The organism is Sulfuriferula plumbiphila (assembly GCF_009938015.1).
GTDB classification, from domain to species: Bacteria; Pseudomonadota; Gammaproteobacteria; order Burkholderiales; family Sulfuriferulaceae; genus Sulfuriferula; species Sulfuriferula plumbiphila.
On record NZ_AP021884.1, the window covers coordinates 3,105,331 to 3,124,821 of the forward strand.

A 19,491-nucleotide genomic window follows, 5' to 3' on the forward strand; every position below is an offset into this window, starting at 1 on the left:
GTGGGGGCGGGGCCTGTTGCGTTTGGCGAGCATCGATTTGCCACGAAACCATATCGGGAACTGCTCTTCAAAACAGAAGACAAGTTTCGCGAGGTGAACGCTGCGGGGGTCGCCATCCTTCATCCTGGAACCATTCGGGCCGCAGCGCGCACGATACTGCGTTTCTGGTCAAGTGCAACAGAGGGTTTCATGCGAGACTTCCACAGCAAAATCCGGTTTCACGATAAATGAATATCGACTGATCAGCAGCAACAAGTCCGGTTTCACTCCAAGTGAACATCCGCCCGCCGATGCGGAAAAAACACACTCAAATCCGGATACCCCATAATTGGGTAACGTAATGCCGCCCAATTGCAGGTCGGCCTTCAACTCCTCTCAAATTTCCCCGTCTTACCCAGCCATCCATGCCACACACCCGACGTCATCATGCGCCAGTGAGCCATGCGTGGCTTTGCAAACAGTGAATAAAAAACGTACTTGAGGCACAAGCGCCAGCCATCCACCAGCTTCCAGTTCAATGGCACCCACGGCTTTTTGTATAAAAGCACCGCATTTCGAAAATGGTAGTAGTGCCGGAGCGGGCTATGCAAGGGGATATTTTTACCAAAGAATTCGATAGGGTGATCCCCAAGGCTGTGCTGCATGTGGGCAGAGCAAACCCCATAGCTTTGAAAGCCATGATGGCGTGCACGCAAACCCCATTCGATATCAACATAATCGATGAACAGATCATCCCGCATGCCGCCAACCTTATCCAGCACCGGCATCGGTATCAGACAACCTGAGGAAATCAGGTAATCCACTGGAACGACGGATTTCCCAGTCGAGCAAGCACATCGCTCCAAGCGCAAGCCACGAATCCGGATGAATGGCGGAGGGTTATCTTGCCGCTCATCCAGATATCGCGGCCCTGCCGTAGCCGGTGAAGCCTGTTCAGAAATAGCAGAAACCAGTTTCTCAACCATATCAGGCGCGGGAATGCTGTCCTGATCCATTAACAGAACAAATCGTGCCCCACGATTACGCGCCCATTGAATACCAGCATTTTGCGCAGCAGCAATGCCTCGATTCTCACCTAACAAAACAAATTTAACCGCATGTGTTTGGTACTTATTGTTCCAAGCTTCCAAATCTGCATGAGAACCATTGTCCACCACTACTACCGACTCAACCTGCGGGATCAGCGCATCTAAAAGTTTTTCCAAGTCTACAAGTACAGGCTGATAGGTCACCACCACGGCAACAACGCCCGCTTCATGCGACTGTGTCATTGGCCTCTACCGGATTGCGTTTCTGCCTGAGAAGCAGTTGCACAACGAAACCGCTCACCGAATCCTGAAATTGGAATAGTAATTTGCATAAGTTTCATTCCATACCCAATGCTTGGAGAATACTTTCACGTTGGTTGAACCAAGCATACTTTAAGCGCACATCAGCATAAGCAGTCGCGGCCATATCAGGATACGTATCGATGTTCTCTATCGCCCGCTGAATAACAGATGCCCACTGATGTGCCTGAGCGATATAACCATTCTCTCCGTCCCGGATCGTAGCGGCATAGGTACTGGAAGGCGAAGCGATACTTAGCGTACCGGCAATCGCCGCTTCAAAGTATTTTAGATCGGATTTACAGTTGGTGAAATCATTCACCTGCAAGGGCATTAGATTGAACTCGACGCTACCGACGAGACGTTGCAAATTGACATAATCGTGGAACGGCTGGCGCTTGATCCTGCGACCAAATCGGCTCAGTTCTGGCCCTGCTTCAATGTATCCCACGACCATAAGCTCGATTCTCGGATCATTCTCCAGCACACCTTCCAGTGCGGATGTGATGATTGCATAATCCAAATTATGTGATGGGGAGCCGCTAAAGTAGCCGAGGCAAATTTTATTGTCTCTTGAAAACCCCGATACTTCTTTGCTACGAAACAGCATCTCGGAAAGATTCAGTTGTTCCTTGTTTATAAAGTTGGGCACCACGTTCACCGGCAACCCTGAAAACTCCGTGATTCTGGCAGCCAAGTAGTCGTTAGTCGTGATGGCGCCATCGCACAAGCGCAGTGTCTCGCCCATTCGACTGATATAGGCAAACCAATAATCCCATATCTCGGGTTGGTCGGTATCCTGGCCCAGCGTACTTATGATCAGATGGGCATAGCTCGTGTTGAAAACAAAGTCATCTATATCAAATAGCACGCGCTTTCGTTGAGTTCTAAATCTCGTTATCAGCTGGTTAATGCGATGGCTATAGCCTGATCTGCATATCACAAGTAGATCAGCGTATTCAGCAATTTCATCCATCCGGTACAAGTCGTTCAAAAAGAAATAACTGGCCGAAACATCGCGATTCTTGTCATCGTTTAAAACTTGCACCATGTTGTAGGCGCGGTAACGAAAGGTGCTGTTATTAGCAGTTTCGTAAAAATAGGCTACCCGGCGCTTGCCGCGTGCAAGCGTCTTAATACGCTCATGTAGCGGGGCGATCCACGGATCCGAATACGGCACCTCCGGAATGTTGGAAGCAAACATCAGGCCTCTCCGGATAATTGTTGAATGATTCCATCTAACGCCTGTTGCCAGTCAGTGAGAAGCCCGTTGTTGCGATAATTTTGCTCGCGTACGCGGGAATCCATTGCAATGGCCACCGCCTGCCGGAGCGCATCGACGAGCGCATTGTGGTCCAGATCCGCACAAATTAAATTCGCAGAATAGTCGCTCAAATCACGTTTGTTGGCGAATCGATTAGTGACCACTACAGCACCACTTGCCACCAGATCGAGCGGTGGATAACTCGGATGGGGTGTATACATTAGACTCAACCCAAGATCGACCGTACCCACCAGTTCCGCATATTCTGACCATGAGAAATTTTCGCATTTGATCGGTGTGTAGCCGTCGTTGAACGTCACTGTTGGAATATCTTTCCCGATCAGAAAAATCTCCCAATGTTCAAGATCCAGAACCTGCTGCACGATCGCTTGCTCAATGACCTCAATGCCCAGATAGAAAAGATTACGCAGATTGTTCGGTCTAGCATAGAAGAAAAACTTGCGCTTGCCGCCTTGATCCTTTGCTCCAGGATGAAAAACTTGGACCGGAAAAGCTGGTTCGAACCACATTCCTTGAGCGGCAATATTATCAAAGCCGTCATGGACCAAGTAGTCGAACAACAATTTAGTATTGATTAGAAAACGGATATTACGATTGCGTAAAATTGTTTCGCACCTAAGCCGATCATCACCAAATGGATAAAACATCCGCTCATCTTCTTGCAGCAAATAAATGATTTTGTCGTTAGGCACACTCGGTAATGTGGCTGCGGTGGTCCACCATGAAGTGGTTATGAACAAATCGTCCTTGACAATATCAAGTTCGTACTTTTGATCGTAAAACGCTGCAAACTTGAACTGGACTTCGTGTTCTAGCTTTATGCCATATAGCAACAGGACATGGTCAACATTTTCAGGTTTAGCGCGTTCCGTACGGGTAATAATCCGCAACTGTGCATTCAATTTATTTGCAAGAAGCGCCGCAAAAATCAGGGCGGTACCTACGCCACCAAACAAGCTGCCACTACTGATACTGTCGGTCACGATGTTTACGCGACGTGTCTGTGACTCCGGCAAAAAATAGGTGCGCAAAGGTGTGACCGCCTGGAAGCGGGCATGAGAAATTTGCGCAACGTCTATAGCCCTGTTGTGGTCAGGCTTTGAATCCAGAAATTGCTCAGTAGGATGCTGGAATTGATCGGTAGGACGCCGGAATTTATATGCCAGCTTACGAAAAATGAGCTGTCGTAGTGTAGCGGTCCCATGAGTGCGCCAATAGCAATAAACCTTGTAGATGTGATCAATCAATTAGTATTCCAATCCTAAGTCATGCACTTTCTGAATAGCCAAATCACAATATCGAATCTATCTGCTGTCTAAATGTTAAATATGCGCAGAATTTTCTTAACTTGACGATCAACAAATCGCAAGGGTTGGGTAATTCGCCAACTAATTGACGTGTACACAACAGCGAGCTGCCTATCGCGTTCGGCCACGGCTTGGTTGAGGAGGGCGAGCTGCCTATCGCGTTCGGCCGCGGCTTGGTTGAGGAGGGCGAGCTGCCCATCGCGTTCGGCCACGGCTTGGTTGAGGAGGGCGAGCTGCCCATCGCGTTCGGCCATGGCTTGGTTGAGGAGGGCGAACTGCTGCCTGAGTTCGTTTAAATCATAACGCTCCAATTGCCGCGATCCCAACGCAGCAAAATAATGTATCAATCTTTGCTTTTCTGGTGAGTTGGGTTGAAGCCATTCCAGTTTCTTGTTATCTTGAGCATTATTCAACTGCAACACTCCGAGCCCGTGTGAATGCACAAATTCTAAATTATTCGGGTAACGCGCTTGCAGTTCTTCCCATAATTTCCACACCCCAAAATTTTTCTCGCGAACATTGGTGTCGTGAAATATGACAACAGCACCGGGGGCAAGTTTGGGCAACCAAGTCTCAAAATCATGGTGAACCGCATCATAGGTGTGCAGACCGTCAATGTGCAATAATTCTATCGATTCATCCGCAAAATAGCTTACGGCATCATCAAAGGTCATCCGTAACAATTGGGAGAACTCCGCATAGTGTTCTTCGTTATACGCGTTTACGCCAGAAAAAATCTCATCGTTGTATTGGCCAGCGTGTTCATCTCCCTGCCATGTATCAACGGCATAACATTTAGTTACAATACCCTTTTCTACAACTGATTGGCAGAATGAGAAGTATGAATGGCCGTAATGGGTGCCCAGTTCGACAAATATCTTGGGGGAGACCTCATGATTTACCCACGCCGCAAAAGGCAAATGCCCCAGCCAAGCGCTCGGAGACTGAAGTAAATCAGGAGAGAACGCTGCGATATCTAACAAATTATTTTTCTTCATCTAACACTCACACTAACGTTGCTCATCGGCACCCCAACCAATCCTGTGCTTACACTGCTGCTATGTGATTTCAGCGAGAGTGCATCATGCACCCAATGATGCTGAATATGATCTTGCTGGGTTCCTTCCGCTAACGCGACAGTGATCGAATAGTCACCCATTGGGAGGATGGGCATTCTAAATTCAAACTCAGCTTCAAACTTTTCACCTGAAGAAATAATAAGCGGTGATTGTTTAGAAAAGTTGAATGTATTGTCACCAAAAATTGGCTGCCCCAATCGATCATTGACAAGGAAACCTATAATCGGGCTAAACATGTTGGTATTTGCAAGGCAGGTAATTATAAGCCTCACCTTTTCACCACCCACTACCCATGCCAAAGGCTGGCCAGTTTCATCAAGCAATTGCACTAAAGTAATGTTACCGCCGCCTTTTCCAAAACTCGCTGCGTCGGGTACAAAGCTAAAAAGCTCTATATCATTCCTGTGGTTTGTTGTGTTTATGAAGTCCAAGCGCATGTCACGCAGTTGCCCAGTAGGTAAACTATTATCACTATGACTCACATTGGGTACCGCTACACTTTCACCTTGTTGAGACTCATACAATTCAGCAAGGTACTTTTGTGCCACATCTTTAGGCTCACCTTGGTATTTTGAAATGCCTTTATTTAACCAGATGGCTCGCTGACAAAAATTAATTACTGCACCTGTGTCATGGCTAACAAATAACACCGTCCCTTTTTCCATGAATTTTCGCAAAAAGCGCATGCACTTTTGGGTGAAAAAGGCATCGCCTACAGACAATGCCTCATCAATCACCAAGATATCCGCATCCACATGAGCGATGACGGCAAACGCCAAGCGTACCGTCATCCCGCTGGAATAGGTTTTAACCGGCTGCTCTATGAAATCCCCTATGTCTGCAAAAGCGGCAATGTCGTCAAAGCGTGCGTCGATTTCTTCCTTGCTCAAGCCGAGCACGGCGGCGTTCATGTAGACGTTTTCACGCCCGGTGAATTCGGGGTTGAAACCGGAGCCCAGCTCCAGCAGTGCGGCAATGCGGCCTCGGGTTTCCACGCTGCCACTGGTGGGCGTGAGCGTGCCACAGATGATTTGCAGCAGGGTAGACTTGCCAGAACCATTTCGGCCAATGATGCCGACAGTCTCGCCTTTCTTGATCTCGAACGAAATGTCTTTGAGTGCCCAGAACTCGCGAAAGTATTGCTTGGACGTTTGCCCGACCAAGCTTTGCAGACGAGGGGCGAAAAACTGCTTGAGCCGGTCGCGCGGGGTGTCGTAGATCTGGTAGCACTTGCTAAGGTTCTGGACGCGGATGGCGATATCGTTAGAGGACATCGGCAAACCCCTTCCTGGTTTTCTGGAACCAGGCGTAGCCGGCCCATGCAATGACGGTGGCAACAAGGGTGTAAATACCCAAACCCATCCAGTTGGGCAGATGACCCCAGATCAGCACTTCACGCGCTTGCTCGATGATGAAGGTAAGCGGGTTGGCCATGATGAACGGGCGGAATCTTTCCGGCACTGCAGTGATCGGATAAAAGATAGGGGTGAGAAACATCAGCACAGTGGTAATGATGGCGATGGTTTGCCCCACGTCGCGCAGGAATACGCCCAGGGAGGCCAGCATCCAGCCAAAGCCGAGGGTGAGGATGACCAGCGGTAGCACCACCAGCGGGGCAAAAATCACCGTCCAGTGCAGGTAGCCATTGAATAGCGCAAAGGCGGCCAGCAGCACGCCAAGGCTGATGAGGCTATGGAACAATGCCGCGCCCATGGCAATGACTGGCAGTATCTCAATCGGGAACACGACCTTCTTGACATAATTGACGTTGGAAATAATCAGGCCGGGGGCGCGGTTGAGCACCTCGGTAAACAGGCTCATCACGATCATGCCAACGAACAGTATTACAGCGAACTGGGTTTTGCTTTCATCGCCGCCGACCCCTCCCCAGCGCGACTTGAAGATTTCGGAGAAGACAAAGGTGTACACCACCAGCATGAACACCGGGTTGAAGAACGACCAGGCCAGACCCAGGACAGAGCCTTTGTAGCGGCCGGCGACTTCGCGACGCGTCATCTGGACAATGAGCTGCCGGTTGCGCCACAGGCTGCGCGCCAATGCCATGAGCGAGGTCGGTTGGGATGCGTGTGGATTCATGCAGATACCTCGGCGTTGGCCCGATTCGTTCCCTGAGTAGCTTTGGCTGAACCGATGGGGATGCTTCGATCAGCCAGAGAATGACGACCCGGGGTCATGCCAGCGTATGCAGCGCGCAAACCCGGATGTCCAGTAACTGGTGATTTTGCTGATAAATTCGGCGGAATCGGCAAGGAAAACAAGGCCATGGACAGTAAAAAATCGCGATCGAGCCCGGATTGTAACCGATTCGACGGAAGGGAAATTGTTCGCTGAGCCGGTTTATGAAAAAACATGTGCTTGCAATGGTATATGGGTAAGTTTGGCGGCGGGTATGCCGGGCTGCTTTCAGCAAAATCGCGGCAGCGTCAGCGCCTCAGGCAAGCTGTCCGCATCCAGTCCCATGCGTTCAATCACATCCCGGCGCAAGCCAAGCAAGCTGAATCTGTTTGCGCTCTGCCCATGCCCGCGGCAATACTTCATCGAAACTCCCGCTAACCTACACGAATGATCTGATTCAGGCATTCACACACTTGTGCAAACAGGCCATCGGACAATGATCCGATCGGGTGTGGTTTGGCCCCGCGTAACCGCCAATCAGAGGACTTGGGTTGGACGAGAATGAGCGCAAACAGTGCGCAGACCGCGACCCCTTCGAGGGCTGGAGCGAATGAAGCGGCACATGCTCGACACTCGACACCAATACGGCGCGCCGCCTGATCAAGGAGCATCCGGCTGTCACCAAGCGCTGGTAGCCATGCCAATGGCTACCCTGGGTGTCCCTGTCATTACGGAAGGCGAGCTCGTTTACAGTTTAGCGCGGCGTACAATCCTTGCCCGCCTGATAAGTGCAGACCACGCGCTTGACTCTCCCCATTGATCAGGCTTTTTCCACCTTGAGTCCGGCGCATGCCGCAGCTTCGCATTGGCGCTTATCTGCCGATACAAATATCTCGGCTTGGAATGCCACGGCGCAACCAATATGGATCGCGCCCATCCCGCGAAGCGCATTGGATTCCAGGCTCAAAATTGATTGATGAATAACTTCGGTGGTCAAATCGCAAATCGCCAAGTCTTCAACGTCTGATAGTAGTGATTGCTTTAACTGTTGGTATTGGATCTGCGTAATTTTCCCTTCGCGTTGCAGGCGACAGAAAGCCGAAATAATCTCAGGTAGGGCGATGACAGCCAGCCCAATTTCTGTAGCGCGGTCACACCGCAACAACACTATTTCTGTACCGGCCTCCTGTATGTAGCGCTTGGCGAATGCGGACGAATCAAAGAAAACCCGCATCTATTCAATCTTCCCTATCTTCGAGAATCAGCTTGCTGATTGAAACGCCGTCCAGCACCAACGGTTGTACGGTTCTGCGCTTCCATGAAGGTAGGTCAGGTACGATGGGCACGATGTCTGCGATAGGTTTCCCATTACGTAAGACCCGAATGGGTTGGCCTGTTTCCACCAAATCGAAAAACTCTTTGGCGTGATTACGCAGTTCAGTAAAAGCAACTTGTCTCATAACAGCCTCTGTACATTCGAACATACATTTAAATGTACATTAAATTCAGGTTCTCGTCCAACTTTTACCCCTTCTGGCGTATACGCCACTTAAAGGACTTGAGTTGGCGACAAAGCATATAACTGCTTGGTTCGCATGAGGTTCACCTGCGCGTTCCATGAACCGGATAGTCGGCGTCTGGTACAGGAACACCTAAATTGGGTAACGTAATGCCGGGCAATGGCAGGTCGGCCTTCAACTCCCCTATTTTTCCCGCCTTACTCACCAATCCATGCCACCCACCCAACGCCATCATGCGTCAGTAAGGCCGTGGCCTTTGTCATTGATTCCAGGGGTTGAGAAGCGGAACGCCAGTCAGCTCAAAGCCGGCCACGTTCTGCGTTACCACCGTCATGCCATGTACCAGGCCCGTTGCGGCGATGAGGGCGTCACGATCAGCGCGGGGATCGGGCACATGCAGCCTCACACAACGCTGCGCGATAGCGGTATCGACAGCCAGCACGCGTCCGGCAAACGCCGGCAGGATGTGACCGCCCAACCAGGTCCGGAGAATGGCACCTTGCGCCGGGTCGCGGCGCTCGACCAGGAGCGCGCCGGTTTACAGTTCCAGGATGGTGATGGTCGACAGGAACAGGCTACCCGCTGGGTAGCCTTTTGGATTTATTCCAAATGACGATATTCAGGATCACGGCTTGCTGAGTACGCTTGTCGGCAAGAAAGTCTTCCTTGACCATGCCTTCGACGTAGCTGCATGTTTGCCGGGGCGGCTTCAAGCATGTGATCGAGGTAATCAACAAGGCGCCTCTCACTCATACCGGAGTGGCCTCCGCAAGCACTTGATCGCGGAACCTCGATGGCAAGTCGCCGGGGGTACGCAGATCGACAGGGACGCCGAGCAGTTCTTCCAATTCGACTTGCAAGCCGCCAAGGTCGAACAGGGTAGCGCCGGGCAATGCGTCTACTAGCAAATCCAGGTCACTGCCGTCGTGGTCGCTGCCGTGCAGCACGGAACCGAACACACGCGGGTTGGCGACGCGAAAGTGGCTTGCCAAAGCGCGCACAGCATTGCGTTTCTGGTCAAGTGCAACAGAAGGTTTCATGATAAACGAACATCGACCTGCGTCAGTATTTTCTCTGCTCGGCAAGTACATCCCACGAAGCGGTTTCCCATCCAGCCTGTCATCACCCCGGTCGTGGCAAAATCAACGCTTCAGGCAGGCTTTCCGCTTTATTCCCCATGCGCGCGCGGTAATGCCGGACACCGTAAATCATCTGGCAAGAGCCATAAAACATTTCATTGAAACCCACGCTAACCCACACGGATGATCTGATTCAGGCGCTCACATACCTGTGCAAACAGGCCGTCGGCCAATGACCCGATCGGATGTGGCTTGGCTCCGCGTAAACGCCAATCAAAGGACTTGGGCTGGTGGCAGAGCACATAACTGGTCTGCCCTGCCTTGCGTCCCCTGGCTTGTCCGGCCGCCACGGCAAAAGGATTATCGGCATTGTATGTTGCCGTGGTCAGGGGCAGGCCGAGGACCAGCGAAGTTTTCTCGTTAAAAATGCGTGGCGAGAGTACCAGAAATGGATGAATATCCCGCATTTCCTGGCCAACTTGCGGGTTGCAGTCAATCCAGATGACCGCTTGGCGATCAGGCACCCAGGCGCCGCGCCTGCCGGGTGCAGATCGCTTTGCGACTACCAACGCTCTGCCCCGACAGCTTGACTTGCCATCACTTCACCACCGTGCCGCGCCGGGTCAAAGCGTGCCAGCCGTTGCTCAAGGGTAAGCGGAGCATCCGGGACTGGCGTAATGACCACCTGCCCGCCTTCCACCGAAATACGCACCCGCTGGTCAACGCGCAGATGCGCTTCACGGGCGACCGACGCAGGCAGCCGGACACCCAGACTATTACCCCACTGCTTAATATCAAGAACGGCTTCGGCCATGATTCACTCCTGAAACTGACATGTATAAACGCAAGTCTATACAATGCGGAATGCTCCGTCAAATTGGTTCGCATGATATTCAGCTGCGTATTCATGTGACTGGAAATGTAATCGAGTCGGGATCATCAGGTGATCCTTGCTATCGCTCTGTCTCTACCGTCATATGGGCCGTTTCGCGGATAAGTTTCTCATCCAGATTGTCGTGAGCGATACTCCCGCGGTTTAAGCCCTTTGCTATGCCGCAAGAATCTGGAATTCCGTGGCCTTGACGATGGGCCGCACATGGCGATTCTCCCGGCGCATTTCCACAATCCCGTAATTGGACATGGTTTTCAGTGTACGCGAAAGATTACCGGGTTTGCGCCCGGTAATGACAGCCAGGCCGCTGATGGATTGCGGCTGTGCGTCACGAATGGTGTTGAGCAGGGCGCGGTTTTCGTCGCTCAGAACTTCGGCCAGGGACTTCATCGAGGTGAACCAGATTTTGGGTTCGCCGGGTTTGGGTTTGTATTCGCCCTTGGCGATTGCCAACATGCGCTCGCGGATTTTCTCTTGGGACATGATCCCGATTGCGATCTTTTTCATTTCCTTGCTTCCTCTAATACGCGGTCCACTTCGGTGAAAAAGTCGGCCAGTAACTGGTAGGCATTCTTGAATTCATAAGGGACGCCCTTGTCCGCCGCGTGGTGGTGCTTGTGATCATACGGCAGACGCTGACCCACAAACTTGAATTTCCTGGGCGGCTTTATGGCGTGGCTGTTGTCGTAGCCCAAAATCCGCTTTCCGTACGGCTCGTGCAGCGTGAGCGAATAGCGGATGCCGTGCGGAATATCAGCTGTTACCGGGACTCGCCAGGCTTCGACTTTGACCCAGTAGCCGCCCTCCTGGTCCATGGTATAGCCGTTGAGATCCCGGAGTGTTTCAAGTCCGGTATCGGCCTGCATGGATTACTTTATCATCAGTTGATAAACATCGTAGGCGGTTTTAAAAAGAACTCAAGAGAAGATTTCATGATAAACAAACTTCGACCTACGTCAGTATTTTCTCAGCAGGGCAAGATACATCTCTCGAAACGGTTTCTCGTCTAGCGTGTTCTCACCCCGGTCGCGGCAAAGTCAACGCTTCAGGCAAGCTTTCCGCTTCCTGCCCCATGCGCTCGATTGCGTCCTGGCGCAAACGGTTGTAGGTATCCAGCAGCAGCAAGCTGTATTCTTTGGCCAGCGCCAGGTCTTCGGCAAATTTTTCAGGCTCGGTAATGTATTCATGAACCAGACGATTACTCAGATTGCGCGCTTCCAGCCATTGTTCCGTGCTGCTTAATACGCCCAGCCGCTCGGCGCGATTGAGTGTCTCGATTTGGCTGCCCGGCGTCTCGGCGAGCGCAAGCAGCCAGCGCGGGAATAATTTATCCGCCATCGTATCCTGCATTCTGCCAAAACGGGACACGAAGGCTTCGAGTCGCTCGGCACAACCGGGATCTTGTTCCAAGTTGCGCACCCACGCCGCATCGATAGGCTGACTGAACAGGCTGTTCCAGCTATAGGACAGATGCTTTCCTGTGCGCGCGACTATTTCCAGGGTTTGCAGAAATCGTGCTATTGGCAAGCCTGCGGTGGGTTTCATAGTTTTACCCCCGTACTGGCGGCTTGCTCATGGATCGGTTTTCGTGGTGTTAAGGGGTCAAGCACCAGAACATCGATAGGCTGGTCGCCGATGCGTAACTGCAGCCTGGCGACCAATCGCATGGTTTTGCGTTCCAGCTCCGCGGTGATCGAGGCAGCTCAACGAGCAGATCAATATCGCCGTCCCGTGCATCGTCGTTAATCCTTGATCCGAACAGTTTCACATTCGCCTCGACACCGAAAATCTCATGGACGGTATCGCGGATAATTTTCTGTGTTTTCTGGGAAAGCCGCATGATTTAGCTGTTCGTTTTATCAATCGCTTAACGGCATGTATTTTACATGAGCCTGAAAACGGCTATTTTGTTACAAGCGCACGCTGCGCCCGCCGTCCACCGTCAGCACCTGCCCGGTCACATAGCCGGCATCGGACACCAGATAGCGCACCGCACGCGCGATGTCTTCAGGTTCGCCGGCCTGTTTGAGTATGGTGTGGGAGATGATGCGCTGGCGTGACAGCTCGTCGAACATGGCATCGTCTTCAGGCCATAAGACCGGCCCCGGCGCGACCGCGTTGACGCGCACTTCCGGCCCCAGCTCCCTGGCCAGCGAGCGCGTCAGCCCGACCACGCCGGCCTTGGCGATGCTGTATACCGCGTAGCTTTTCATTGGCCGCTCGGCGTGGATATCGGCGATGTTGACGATGCAGCCGTGGCGACGGCGCAGTTCATTGGCCGCGGCTTGCGACAGGAACAGCGGCGCTTTCAGGTTGGTGCCGATCAGGTCGTTCCAGTTGGTTTCGGTGATCTCGCCTACCGGCGTGGAGTAGAAACTGGAGGCGTTGTTGATCAGCACGTCCAGGCTGCCAAAGGTTTCCACGGTGGTCGCGACCATGTTCGGGAACGCTTCGGTTTTGAGCAAATCGCCCTGGATCAGGGTCACCGAATCCGCGCGGATGGCGTTGAGTTCGTCCTGCAGTGTGCGCGCCTGCTGCACCGAGGTATGGTAATGCACCATCAGGTTGGCGCCCTCGCAATGCAGCAGCCGGCAGATTGCTGCGCCCACCCGTTTTGCCCCGCCCGTAATCAATACTGTTTTGCCTTGCATTGCTTTATTCCTTATCCTCTCAGGTTTGCCGATTATCAATCAAGCCACATGTCTTTGCCCACACCCGGCCCGCAAGCCCTCGCCCATAGTACCGTGCTCTCCCGCCATATAGCGGATGCCATTCACCAGGCCGGCGGCTGGATCAGTTTCGCCCGCTACATGGAGCTGGCGCTGTATGCGCCCGGCCTGGGCTATTACAGCGGCGGGGCAGCCAAATTCGGCGCGGCGGGGGATTTTGTCACCGCGCCGGAAATTTCTCCCCTGTTTGGCCGCAGCCTGGCGCGGCAGGTGGCGCAGGTGCTGCAAACCTGTGGCGGCGACGTGCTGGAAGCCGGTGCCGGAAGCGGGCGGCTGGCATGCGATCTGCTCAACGAACTGGCGCTGCTGGACTGCCTGCCGCAACGCTATTACATCCTCGAAGTGAGCGCCGACTTGCGTGAACGCCAGCGCACGACCATCCTGCAACAGGCACCGCAAATGCTGGCGCGGGTGCAGTGGCTGGATACATTGCCCGCAACTTTCACCGGTTGCATGGTGGGGAACGAAGTGCTGGACGCCATGCCGGTGAATCTGCTGCGCTGGACGCAGGGTGCCGTGTTCGAGCGTGGCGTGGGGTGGGCGGATAACGCCTTCATGTGGCGCGACCAGGCCCTTACCGCCGGGCGTTTGTATGATGCTGCGCGCGCGCTTGACGTACCCGCCGACTATCTCAGCGAAATCAATCTGGCGGCAAGCGCTTTCATCAGGAGCCTGGCGCAGTGCCTGCAGCGCGGCGCGCTGGTGTTGATCGACTATGGTTTTGGCGAGCGCGAGTACTATCACGCGCAACGCAATCAGGGCACGCTGATGTGCCATTACCGTCATCGTGCACACGCTGATCCGTTCTATTTTCCCGGCTTGCAGGACATCACCGCCCATGTGGATTTCACCGCGATGGCCGTAGCCGGCATCGAGGCGGGAATGCGTCTGGCAGGCTACACCAGCCAGGCGCAATTTCTCATCAACTGCGGCATAACAGATCTGCTGGCGCTCACTCCGGCAAGCGATGCCGGCGCGTATCTGCCCCAGGCCAGCGCATTGCAAAAACTGATGAGCCCCGCCGAGATGGGGGAACTGTTCAAGGTGATCGCCTTGTGCAAGGGCTTGGACATTGCCCTGCTGGGCTTTATCCAGGGCGACCGGCAGCGCAGACTGTAGGGCAATCAGGGCCGGCGCCGCGGGTTCCGGCACCGTGTGGAAGCCAGTGCGATCAAGTGCGGGCGGGCCGCACTGGGGATGAAAAAACCGGCATGGCCATCGCGCGCAATGAACTCGCGCTGCGCGGCATTTTCAACCTGGAAAAAACAGTTAACCGCGGAGCACGGAGGCAGGCAAGAAGGCAAAAGGAAAAATCCAAGTCCAATTCACATTGGAATTAGATTTTGCTTTTTCCCTTGCCATGCTTGCCTTTTGCCTTCACTGCTTCCTCGTGCATAACGCCGTTTTCAAGTTCAACCTAGAAACCGCAGTTGGACGCGCCCGATGGTGCGTTTGGGCGTGTGGCTGCCGCGCAGCAACGAGGCGGCAGGCCGGGGCCTGCAACGAGGCGCGACAAAGGCAGGCGCGCGACCGGACGTACCGGCGGGCGCGTAGCGATGTCACCCAGAAGGTGAATGCGAACGAAGGCGGAACACTCAGTATTCATGCGCCTCTCATGAGGGAAATGAGCGGTCAACTACGGTTTTTAGGTTCAATGCAGATGCGGGGCAGGTTCGGCCGATTCCGGGATTTGCGCGTGCACCAGCTCACCCTCGGGATTGGGAAACAACGGCGCGCCGCAGTCGTCACAATATTCCAGCGGCATCCGCTCACTCAGCATCAGCACTTCGCCAATCCCGGCCGCGCGCACGATGGTCTCGATTTCGCTGGTCACTTCGGTGTTTTCGTCTTCATTACCAATCAGCGGCCACACCACGCCATGCAGCACGTCGTTCGAGCCCACCCGGGTAAAACCGACCCGATATTCTTCCAGCACATGGTCATGGAATGGCGCTATCACCGCGCACAGGCTGGCTGCGGGCAGCGCCAGCACGGCATTCAGATAGTCCATCGTGGCACGCAGCCCCCAGCCGCGTCCGGCCAGGTCGGACTCGCGCCAGGCGTTGAAATACGCATTGGGCAGCAGCGCCTCGATGATGCAAGCGGGCAGCATGGTTTGCAGCACTGCGCCGCCGTACGCCTGCCAGTCGCGCATTACCTGCTCGCGGCTGTGCTGCGCTTCCTGCCAGCGAAACACCGCTGTACCCGGCGCAACCATCACCGCGCCCACCACATAGCGCACATCGGCAACGAAGGGAATGACCTGCGCCAGGCTGGCCGGGTCGACATGCATGTCCTGTTCTTGCCCGGCGGCATCTGCCAGGCCGCGCGCAAACGTGCGTGTAGCGGCAAAACCGCGCGGCAACTGGTCCGGGCTGAACAGGACATCCGCCAGCGCCAGCCGGGCGCCCGCCGCCAGCACATGGCCGTGCAACTGGGTGCGCAGTTCCATTAGCCGCGCCGGTGCAATCGCGCCCGCCGCAATGCTGTAACGCGACCATGCCTGTACCGGCACGGCAATCAGCAATATATCCTGTCCGTCTGCACTGAGCAGACCACTGCTGCGCGTCTCGATGGCCTGCGCCAGCGCATCGTAGGCCGGCGGGTTGGCGGTCCAGAGCTGATCCAGGGCGGATTCCAGCGTGTCTTCCTGGCCCTTGTCGAGCACGCTATCAATCTGCGCATCCAGCTGGTGCGCCCAAAAGCGGTCTTCCACACGGCTGGCCGATACACTGAGCGCGATGGCAAGGCGGAGCAGCTGTTTGGCGTCGCGGCTCAGGCGCGGTGTGCGGGGAAGGCGGGGTCGTTTCATCAGTATCGTTCGGGTTGGTTTGGGTAACGCGGCAAGGCGTCACCCCAAAGCGCGTCAGCTCAATTTGCCGTGGCAATGCTTGTATTTCTTGCCTGATCCGCACGGGCACGGGTCGTTGCGCCCCACCTTGTCCTCATTGCGTATCGGCTGCGCCGGTGCATGGGCTTCGGCGGCATCGGGATTGTCTGCCAATACCTCGTCAAAATCGGCGTGACGGTATTCCACATTGGCCAGCGGGCTGACTGTCTCGACCGCCTCGACATCCTGTTCCGAACGGATCTGCACGGTGACCGTGGTTTGCGTGACTTCGCGCTTGATTGTCTCGAGCAGTGTGGAGAATAACTCGAAAGCCTCGCGCTTGTATTCCTGCTTGGGGTTTTTCTGCGCGTAACCGCGCAGGTGGATGCCCTGACGCAGGTGATCAAGCGCCGCCAGATGCTCCCGCCAGTGGCTGTCTACGTTTTGCAGCATGACTGCACGCTCGAAGTGGCGCATCACCGGCTCGCCCACATGCGTGACTTTGTCCTGGTAGCGCGTGTTGGCCTCGGCCACGATGCGCTCGCGCAGGCCGTCTTCGTCGAGCTTGCTGTCCTGCTCCAGCCATTCCTGCAGCGGCAGCTGCAACTGGAATTCCGCCGCCAGCGCGCGTTCCAGTCCGGCCACGTCCCACTGCTCGGCCATGCTGCCGGGCTGGATGTATTCGCCGACGATATTCTTCAGCACATCCGCGCGCATGGCGTGAATGGTTTCGGAAATATCATCCGCTTCCAGCAATTCATTGCGCTGCTGATAGATCACACGGCGCTGATCGTTGGATACGTCGTCGTATTCGAGCAACTGCTTGCGCATGTCGAAGTTGCGCGCCTCCACCTTGCGCTGGGCATTTTCAATGGCGCGCGTGACCCAGATATGCTCGATGGCTTCGCCTTCGGGCATTTTCAGGCGGTTCATGATCGCCGCCACGCGGTCGGAGGCAAAAATACGCAGCAGCGGGTCTTCCAGCGACAGGTAAAAACGGCTGGAACCGGCATCGCCCTGGCGCCCGGAGCGGCCACGCAACTGGTTGTCCACGCGCCGCGATTCATGGCGCTCGGTCCCGATGATATGCAGCCCCCCGGCGGCCAGCACGGCCTCATGGAGGGGCAGCCAATCCGCCTTGAGCGCCTCGGTGCGCGCCTGCTTAACGCTCTCCGGCAGACTCTCGTCCAGGCGGATGGCTTCGAGTTCCTTCTCGATACTGCCGCCGAGCACGATGTCGGTACCGCGGCCCGCCATGTTGGTGGCGATGGTGATGGCTTTGGGCTTACCCGCCTGGGCAATGATCTCGGCCTCGCGCGCGTGCTGTTTGGCGTTGAGCACTTCGTGCGGCAGCCTGGCTTTTTTCAGCAGGGAGGACAGGAATTCGTTGTTTTCGATCGAGGTGGTGCCCACCAGCACCGGTTGGCCGCGCTCGTAGCAATCCTTGATATCGTTGATGATGGCCTGGTATTTCTCGGCCGCGGTACGAAACACCTGATCCATCCTGTCGATACGGATCATCGGACGATGGGTCGGGATGACCACGGTCTCCAGCCCGTAAATCTGCTGGAATTCGTAGGCTTCGGTATCGGCCGTGCCGGTCATGCCGGACAGCTTGTTGTACATACGGAAATAGTTCTGGAAGGTGATCGATGCCAGCGTCTGGTTCTCTTTCTGGATGGCCACGCCCTCTTTCGCCTCCACCGCCTGGTGCAAACCTTCCGACCAGCGCCGCCCGGACATCAGCCGCCCGGTGAATTCGTCCACGATCACCACTTCGTCGTCCTGCACCACATAGTGCTGATCACGGTGATACAGCGCGTGGGCGCGCAGCCCGGCATAGATGTGGTGCATCAGCCCGATGTTGGCTGCTTCATACAGGCTGGAACCCGGCGGCAACAGGCCTGCGTCGGTCAGCAACTGCTCGGCGCGCTCGTGTCCGGCCTCGGACAGCAGCACGGTGTGGGCTTTCTCGTCCACCCAGTAATCGCCCTCGCCGTCTTCTTTTTCCTGGCGGGTGAGGCTGGGGATGACCTTGTTCACCGCCAGATACAGCTCGGTGCTGTTTTCCGCCTGGCCGGAAATAATCAGCGGTGTGCGCGCCTCGTCAATCAGGATCGAATCCACCTCGTCCACGATGGCGAAATTCAGGCCGCGCTGCACTTTTTCGTAGACCTGGTAGACCATGTTGTCGCGCAGGTAGTCAAAACCGAATTCGTTGTTGGTGCCGTAGGTAATGTCGGCGGCGTAGGCGGCCTGTTTTTCGTCGTGAGGCATCTGCGACAGGTTCACCCCGACGCTGAGGCCGAGGAAATTATGGATGCGCCCCATCTGCGCGGCATCGCGGCTGGCCAGATAATCGTTCACCGTAACGATGTGCACCCCCTTGCCCGACAAGGCATTGAGGTAGGACGGCAAGGTCGCCATCAGGGTCTTGCCTTCGCCGGTGCGCATCTCGGCGATGTTGCCGTCGTGCAGTACCATGCCGCCGATCAGCTGCACATCGTAATGGCGCTGATCCAGCACGCGATGAGCCGCCTCGCGCACCACCGCAAACGCTTCCGGCAGCAGCTGGTCGAGGGTTTCTCCGTTTTCCACGCGGGACTTGAATTCATCCGTCCTGGCGCGCAATTCGGCGTCGGTGAGCTTCCGGATGGCGGGTTCGAGTGCATTGATGGCCTTGACTTTGGCCATATACTGCTTGACCAGCCGCTCGTTGCGGCTGCCAAACATTTTTTTCAGCAGGGAAGAGATCATGGCTAAGGGGTAAATCCTTGACGCGTTGCGAGAAAATCTGGCAATGTTACCATACTCAGGATTGCATTCCGAAGACAGCCCATGCGCCCCACCTTGCCTGCCCGCCAGGCTCACGCCTTTCTTGCCGAGAACGACAAATTGCGGCAGCTCGCTGCGCAGGTTCAGGCGCTGCTCGCCTTGCAGCGCATCTGGGAGACAGTGGTTCCAGCCAGTCTGGCTGGGGTATCCCATATCGGGAAAAGCGATGCCGGTGAGGTCACGATTTATTGCGGCAACGGCGCTGCCGCCGCCAAACTGCGTCAGCTGTTACCCACGCTGGCAGAAGCATTGCGCGGCAAGGGCGTAGCAACGGCAAACCTGCAGGTGAAGGTGCGCGCCCAGGCCATAGCGGTGCAAATGCACGCGCTGCACAAACGGGAAATCAGCCGCGCCGGGCTGGACAATATCGCGCAGCTGCGTGACCGGCTGGAGGCGGGCGAGCTCAAGTCCGCACTGGACCATTTGCTCGCCCGGCACCGTCCGGATTAGCGTCGATCAACCGCAGTTTCC

21 protein-coding genes are annotated in these 19,491 nt (G+C 55.1%); 3 read left to right on the plus strand and 18 right to left on the minus strand.

From position 1 onward, the window contains the following. Positions 1–365: 365 nt before the first annotated feature. The 8 genes from GZH91_RS15945 to GZH91_RS15980 all read right to left on the minus strand — a co-directional run bounded on the left by GZH91_RS15945 (position 366) and on the right by GZH91_RS15980 (position 8,595). Positions 366–1,271 (minus strand): glycosyltransferase family 2 protein, encoded by a 906-nt coding sequence (locus GZH91_RS15945; RefSeq protein WP_147075107.1) that lies wholly within the window; start codon positions 1,269–1,271, stop codon positions 366–368. Between the two features lie 94 nt (positions 1,272–1,365). After that, positions 1,366–2,532: a glycosyltransferase gene (locus GZH91_RS15950; protein WP_147075106.1), complete on the minus strand. Its 1,167-nt coding sequence runs from the start codon at positions 2,530–2,532 to the stop codon at positions 1,366–1,368. Next, positions 2,532–3,860 carry a rhamnosyltransferase WsaF family glycosyltransferase gene (locus tag GZH91_RS15955; protein WP_147075105.1) on the minus strand — a complete coding sequence of 443 codons (1,329 nt, stop codon included), beginning with the start codon at positions 3,858–3,860 and terminating at the stop codon, positions 2,532–2,534. The genes GZH91_RS15950 and GZH91_RS15955 overlap by 1 nt, the downstream gene beginning before the upstream one ends. A 68-nt stretch (positions 3,861–3,928) precedes the next feature. Next, complete coding sequence (locus GZH91_RS15960; protein WP_161984302.1) at positions 3,929–4,918, minus strand: class I SAM-dependent methyltransferase; 990 nt, start codon at positions 4,916–4,918, stop codon at positions 3,929–3,931. After that, positions 4,915–6,273 carry an ABC transporter ATP-binding protein gene (locus GZH91_RS15965; RefSeq protein ID WP_147075096.1) on the minus strand — a complete coding sequence of 453 codons (1,359 nt, stop codon included), beginning with the start codon at positions 6,271–6,273 and terminating at the stop codon, positions 4,915–4,917. Before GZH91_RS15965 ends, GZH91_RS15960 begins: the two co-directional genes overlap by 4 nt. Further along, positions 6,263–7,096 (minus strand): ABC transporter permease, encoded by an 834-nt coding sequence (locus tag GZH91_RS15970; RefSeq protein WP_147075095.1) that lies wholly within the window; start codon positions 7,094–7,096, stop codon positions 6,263–6,265. Before GZH91_RS15970 ends, GZH91_RS15965 begins: the two co-directional genes overlap by 11 nt. 859 nt (positions 7,097–7,955) lie before the next feature. Further along, positions 7,956–8,369, minus strand: coding sequence for a type II toxin-antitoxin system VapC family toxin (locus GZH91_RS15975; RefSeq protein WP_147075094.1), 414 nt, complete (start codon positions 8,367–8,369; stop codon positions 7,956–7,958). Positions 8,370–8,373: 4 nt separating this feature from the next. Then, entirely contained in the window at positions 8,374–8,595 is a 222-nt protein-coding gene (locus tag GZH91_RS15980; protein WP_147075093.1) for a type II toxin-antitoxin system Phd/YefM family antitoxin, read from the minus strand. A gap of 316 nt (positions 8,596–8,911) precedes the next feature. Between GZH91_RS15980 and GZH91_RS15985 the strand changes: the two genes are divergently transcribed. Beyond that, positions 8,912–9,268: a hypothetical protein gene (locus tag GZH91_RS15985; protein WP_161984303.1), complete on the plus strand. Its 357-nt coding sequence runs from the start codon at positions 8,912–8,914 to the stop codon at positions 9,266–9,268. 136 nt (positions 9,269–9,404) lie between these two features. Here the strand turns inward: GZH91_RS15985 and GZH91_RS15990 are convergent, their stop codons facing one another. The 8 genes from GZH91_RS15990 to GZH91_RS16020 form a co-directional block, all read right to left on the minus strand. After that, positions 9,405–9,695 carry a nucleotidyltransferase family protein gene (locus tag GZH91_RS15990; protein WP_147075092.1) on the minus strand — a complete coding sequence of 97 codons (291 nt, stop codon included), beginning with the start codon at positions 9,693–9,695 and terminating at the stop codon, positions 9,405–9,407. Between the two features lie 209 nt (positions 9,696–9,904). After that, a complete protein-coding gene (locus GZH91_RS15995) occupies positions 9,905–10,258 on the minus strand; it encodes a type II toxin-antitoxin system PemK/MazF family toxin (RefSeq protein ID WP_223264660.1) in 354 nt (117 codons plus the stop codon). Between the two features lie 38 nt (positions 10,259–10,296). Then, positions 10,297–10,548 carry an AbrB/MazE/SpoVT family DNA-binding domain-containing protein gene (locus GZH91_RS16000; protein ID WP_147075090.1) on the minus strand — a complete coding sequence of 84 codons (252 nt, stop codon included), beginning with the start codon at positions 10,546–10,548 and terminating at the stop codon, positions 10,297–10,299. 234 nt (positions 10,549–10,782) lie between these two features. Beyond that, positions 10,783–11,133 (minus strand): HVO_A0114 family putative DNA-binding protein, encoded by a 351-nt coding sequence (locus GZH91_RS16005; protein ID WP_147075089.1) that lies wholly within the window; start codon positions 11,131–11,133, stop codon positions 10,783–10,785. Beyond that, on the minus strand, positions 11,130–11,492 hold the full coding sequence (locus GZH91_RS16010; RefSeq protein ID WP_147075088.1) for a toxin-antitoxin system TumE family protein: 363 nt from the start codon (positions 11,490–11,492) through the stop codon (positions 11,130–11,132). Before GZH91_RS16010 ends, GZH91_RS16005 begins: the two co-directional genes overlap by 4 nt. 151 nt (positions 11,493–11,643) lie before the next feature. Next, positions 11,644–12,171, minus strand: a complete 528-nt coding sequence (locus tag GZH91_RS16015; protein WP_147075087.1) for a hypothetical protein — start codon at positions 12,169–12,171, stop codon at positions 11,644–11,646. A 49-nt stretch (positions 12,172–12,220) separates the two neighbouring features. Then, complete coding sequence (locus tag GZH91_RS18470) at positions 12,221–12,466, minus strand: nucleotidyltransferase family protein (RefSeq protein ID WP_371860400.1); 246 nt, start codon at positions 12,464–12,466, stop codon at positions 12,221–12,223. 70 nt (positions 12,467–12,536) lie between these two features. After that, positions 12,537–13,277 carry a pteridine reductase gene (locus tag GZH91_RS16020; protein ID WP_147075086.1) on the minus strand — a complete coding sequence of 247 codons (741 nt, stop codon included), beginning with the start codon at positions 13,275–13,277 and terminating at the stop codon, positions 12,537–12,539. A gap of 48 nt (positions 13,278–13,325) precedes the next feature. Here GZH91_RS16020 and GZH91_RS16025 point away from each other — a divergent pair, with 48 nt between their 5' ends. Then, on the plus strand, positions 13,326–14,474 hold the full coding sequence (locus GZH91_RS16025) for a class I SAM-dependent methyltransferase (protein ID WP_147075085.1): 1,149 nt from the start codon (positions 13,326–13,328) through the stop codon (positions 14,472–14,474). A 532-nt stretch (positions 14,475–15,006) separates the two neighbouring features. On the opposite strand, the gene GZH91_RS16030 is transcribed toward GZH91_RS16025, so the two are convergent. Continuing rightward, the gene (locus GZH91_RS16030) at positions 15,007–16,167 is read right to left on the minus strand and encodes a DUF2863 family protein (protein ID WP_147074792.1); all 1,161 of its coding nucleotides are present in this window, start codon (positions 16,165–16,167) and stop codon (positions 15,007–15,009) included. Positions 16,168–16,221: 54 nt separating this feature from the next. Continuing rightward, positions 16,222–18,942, minus strand: coding sequence for a preprotein translocase subunit SecA (secA, locus tag GZH91_RS16035; RefSeq protein WP_147074793.1), 2,721 nt, complete (start codon positions 18,940–18,942; stop codon positions 16,222–16,224). 81 nt (positions 18,943–19,023) lie between these two features. On the opposite strand from secA, the gene GZH91_RS16040 reads away from it, so the two are divergent. After that, positions 19,024–19,470 (plus strand): DciA family protein, encoded by a 447-nt coding sequence (locus tag GZH91_RS16040; protein ID WP_147074794.1) that lies wholly within the window; start codon positions 19,024–19,026, stop codon positions 19,468–19,470. The last annotated feature ends 21 nt before the right edge of the window (positions 19,471–19,491 follow it).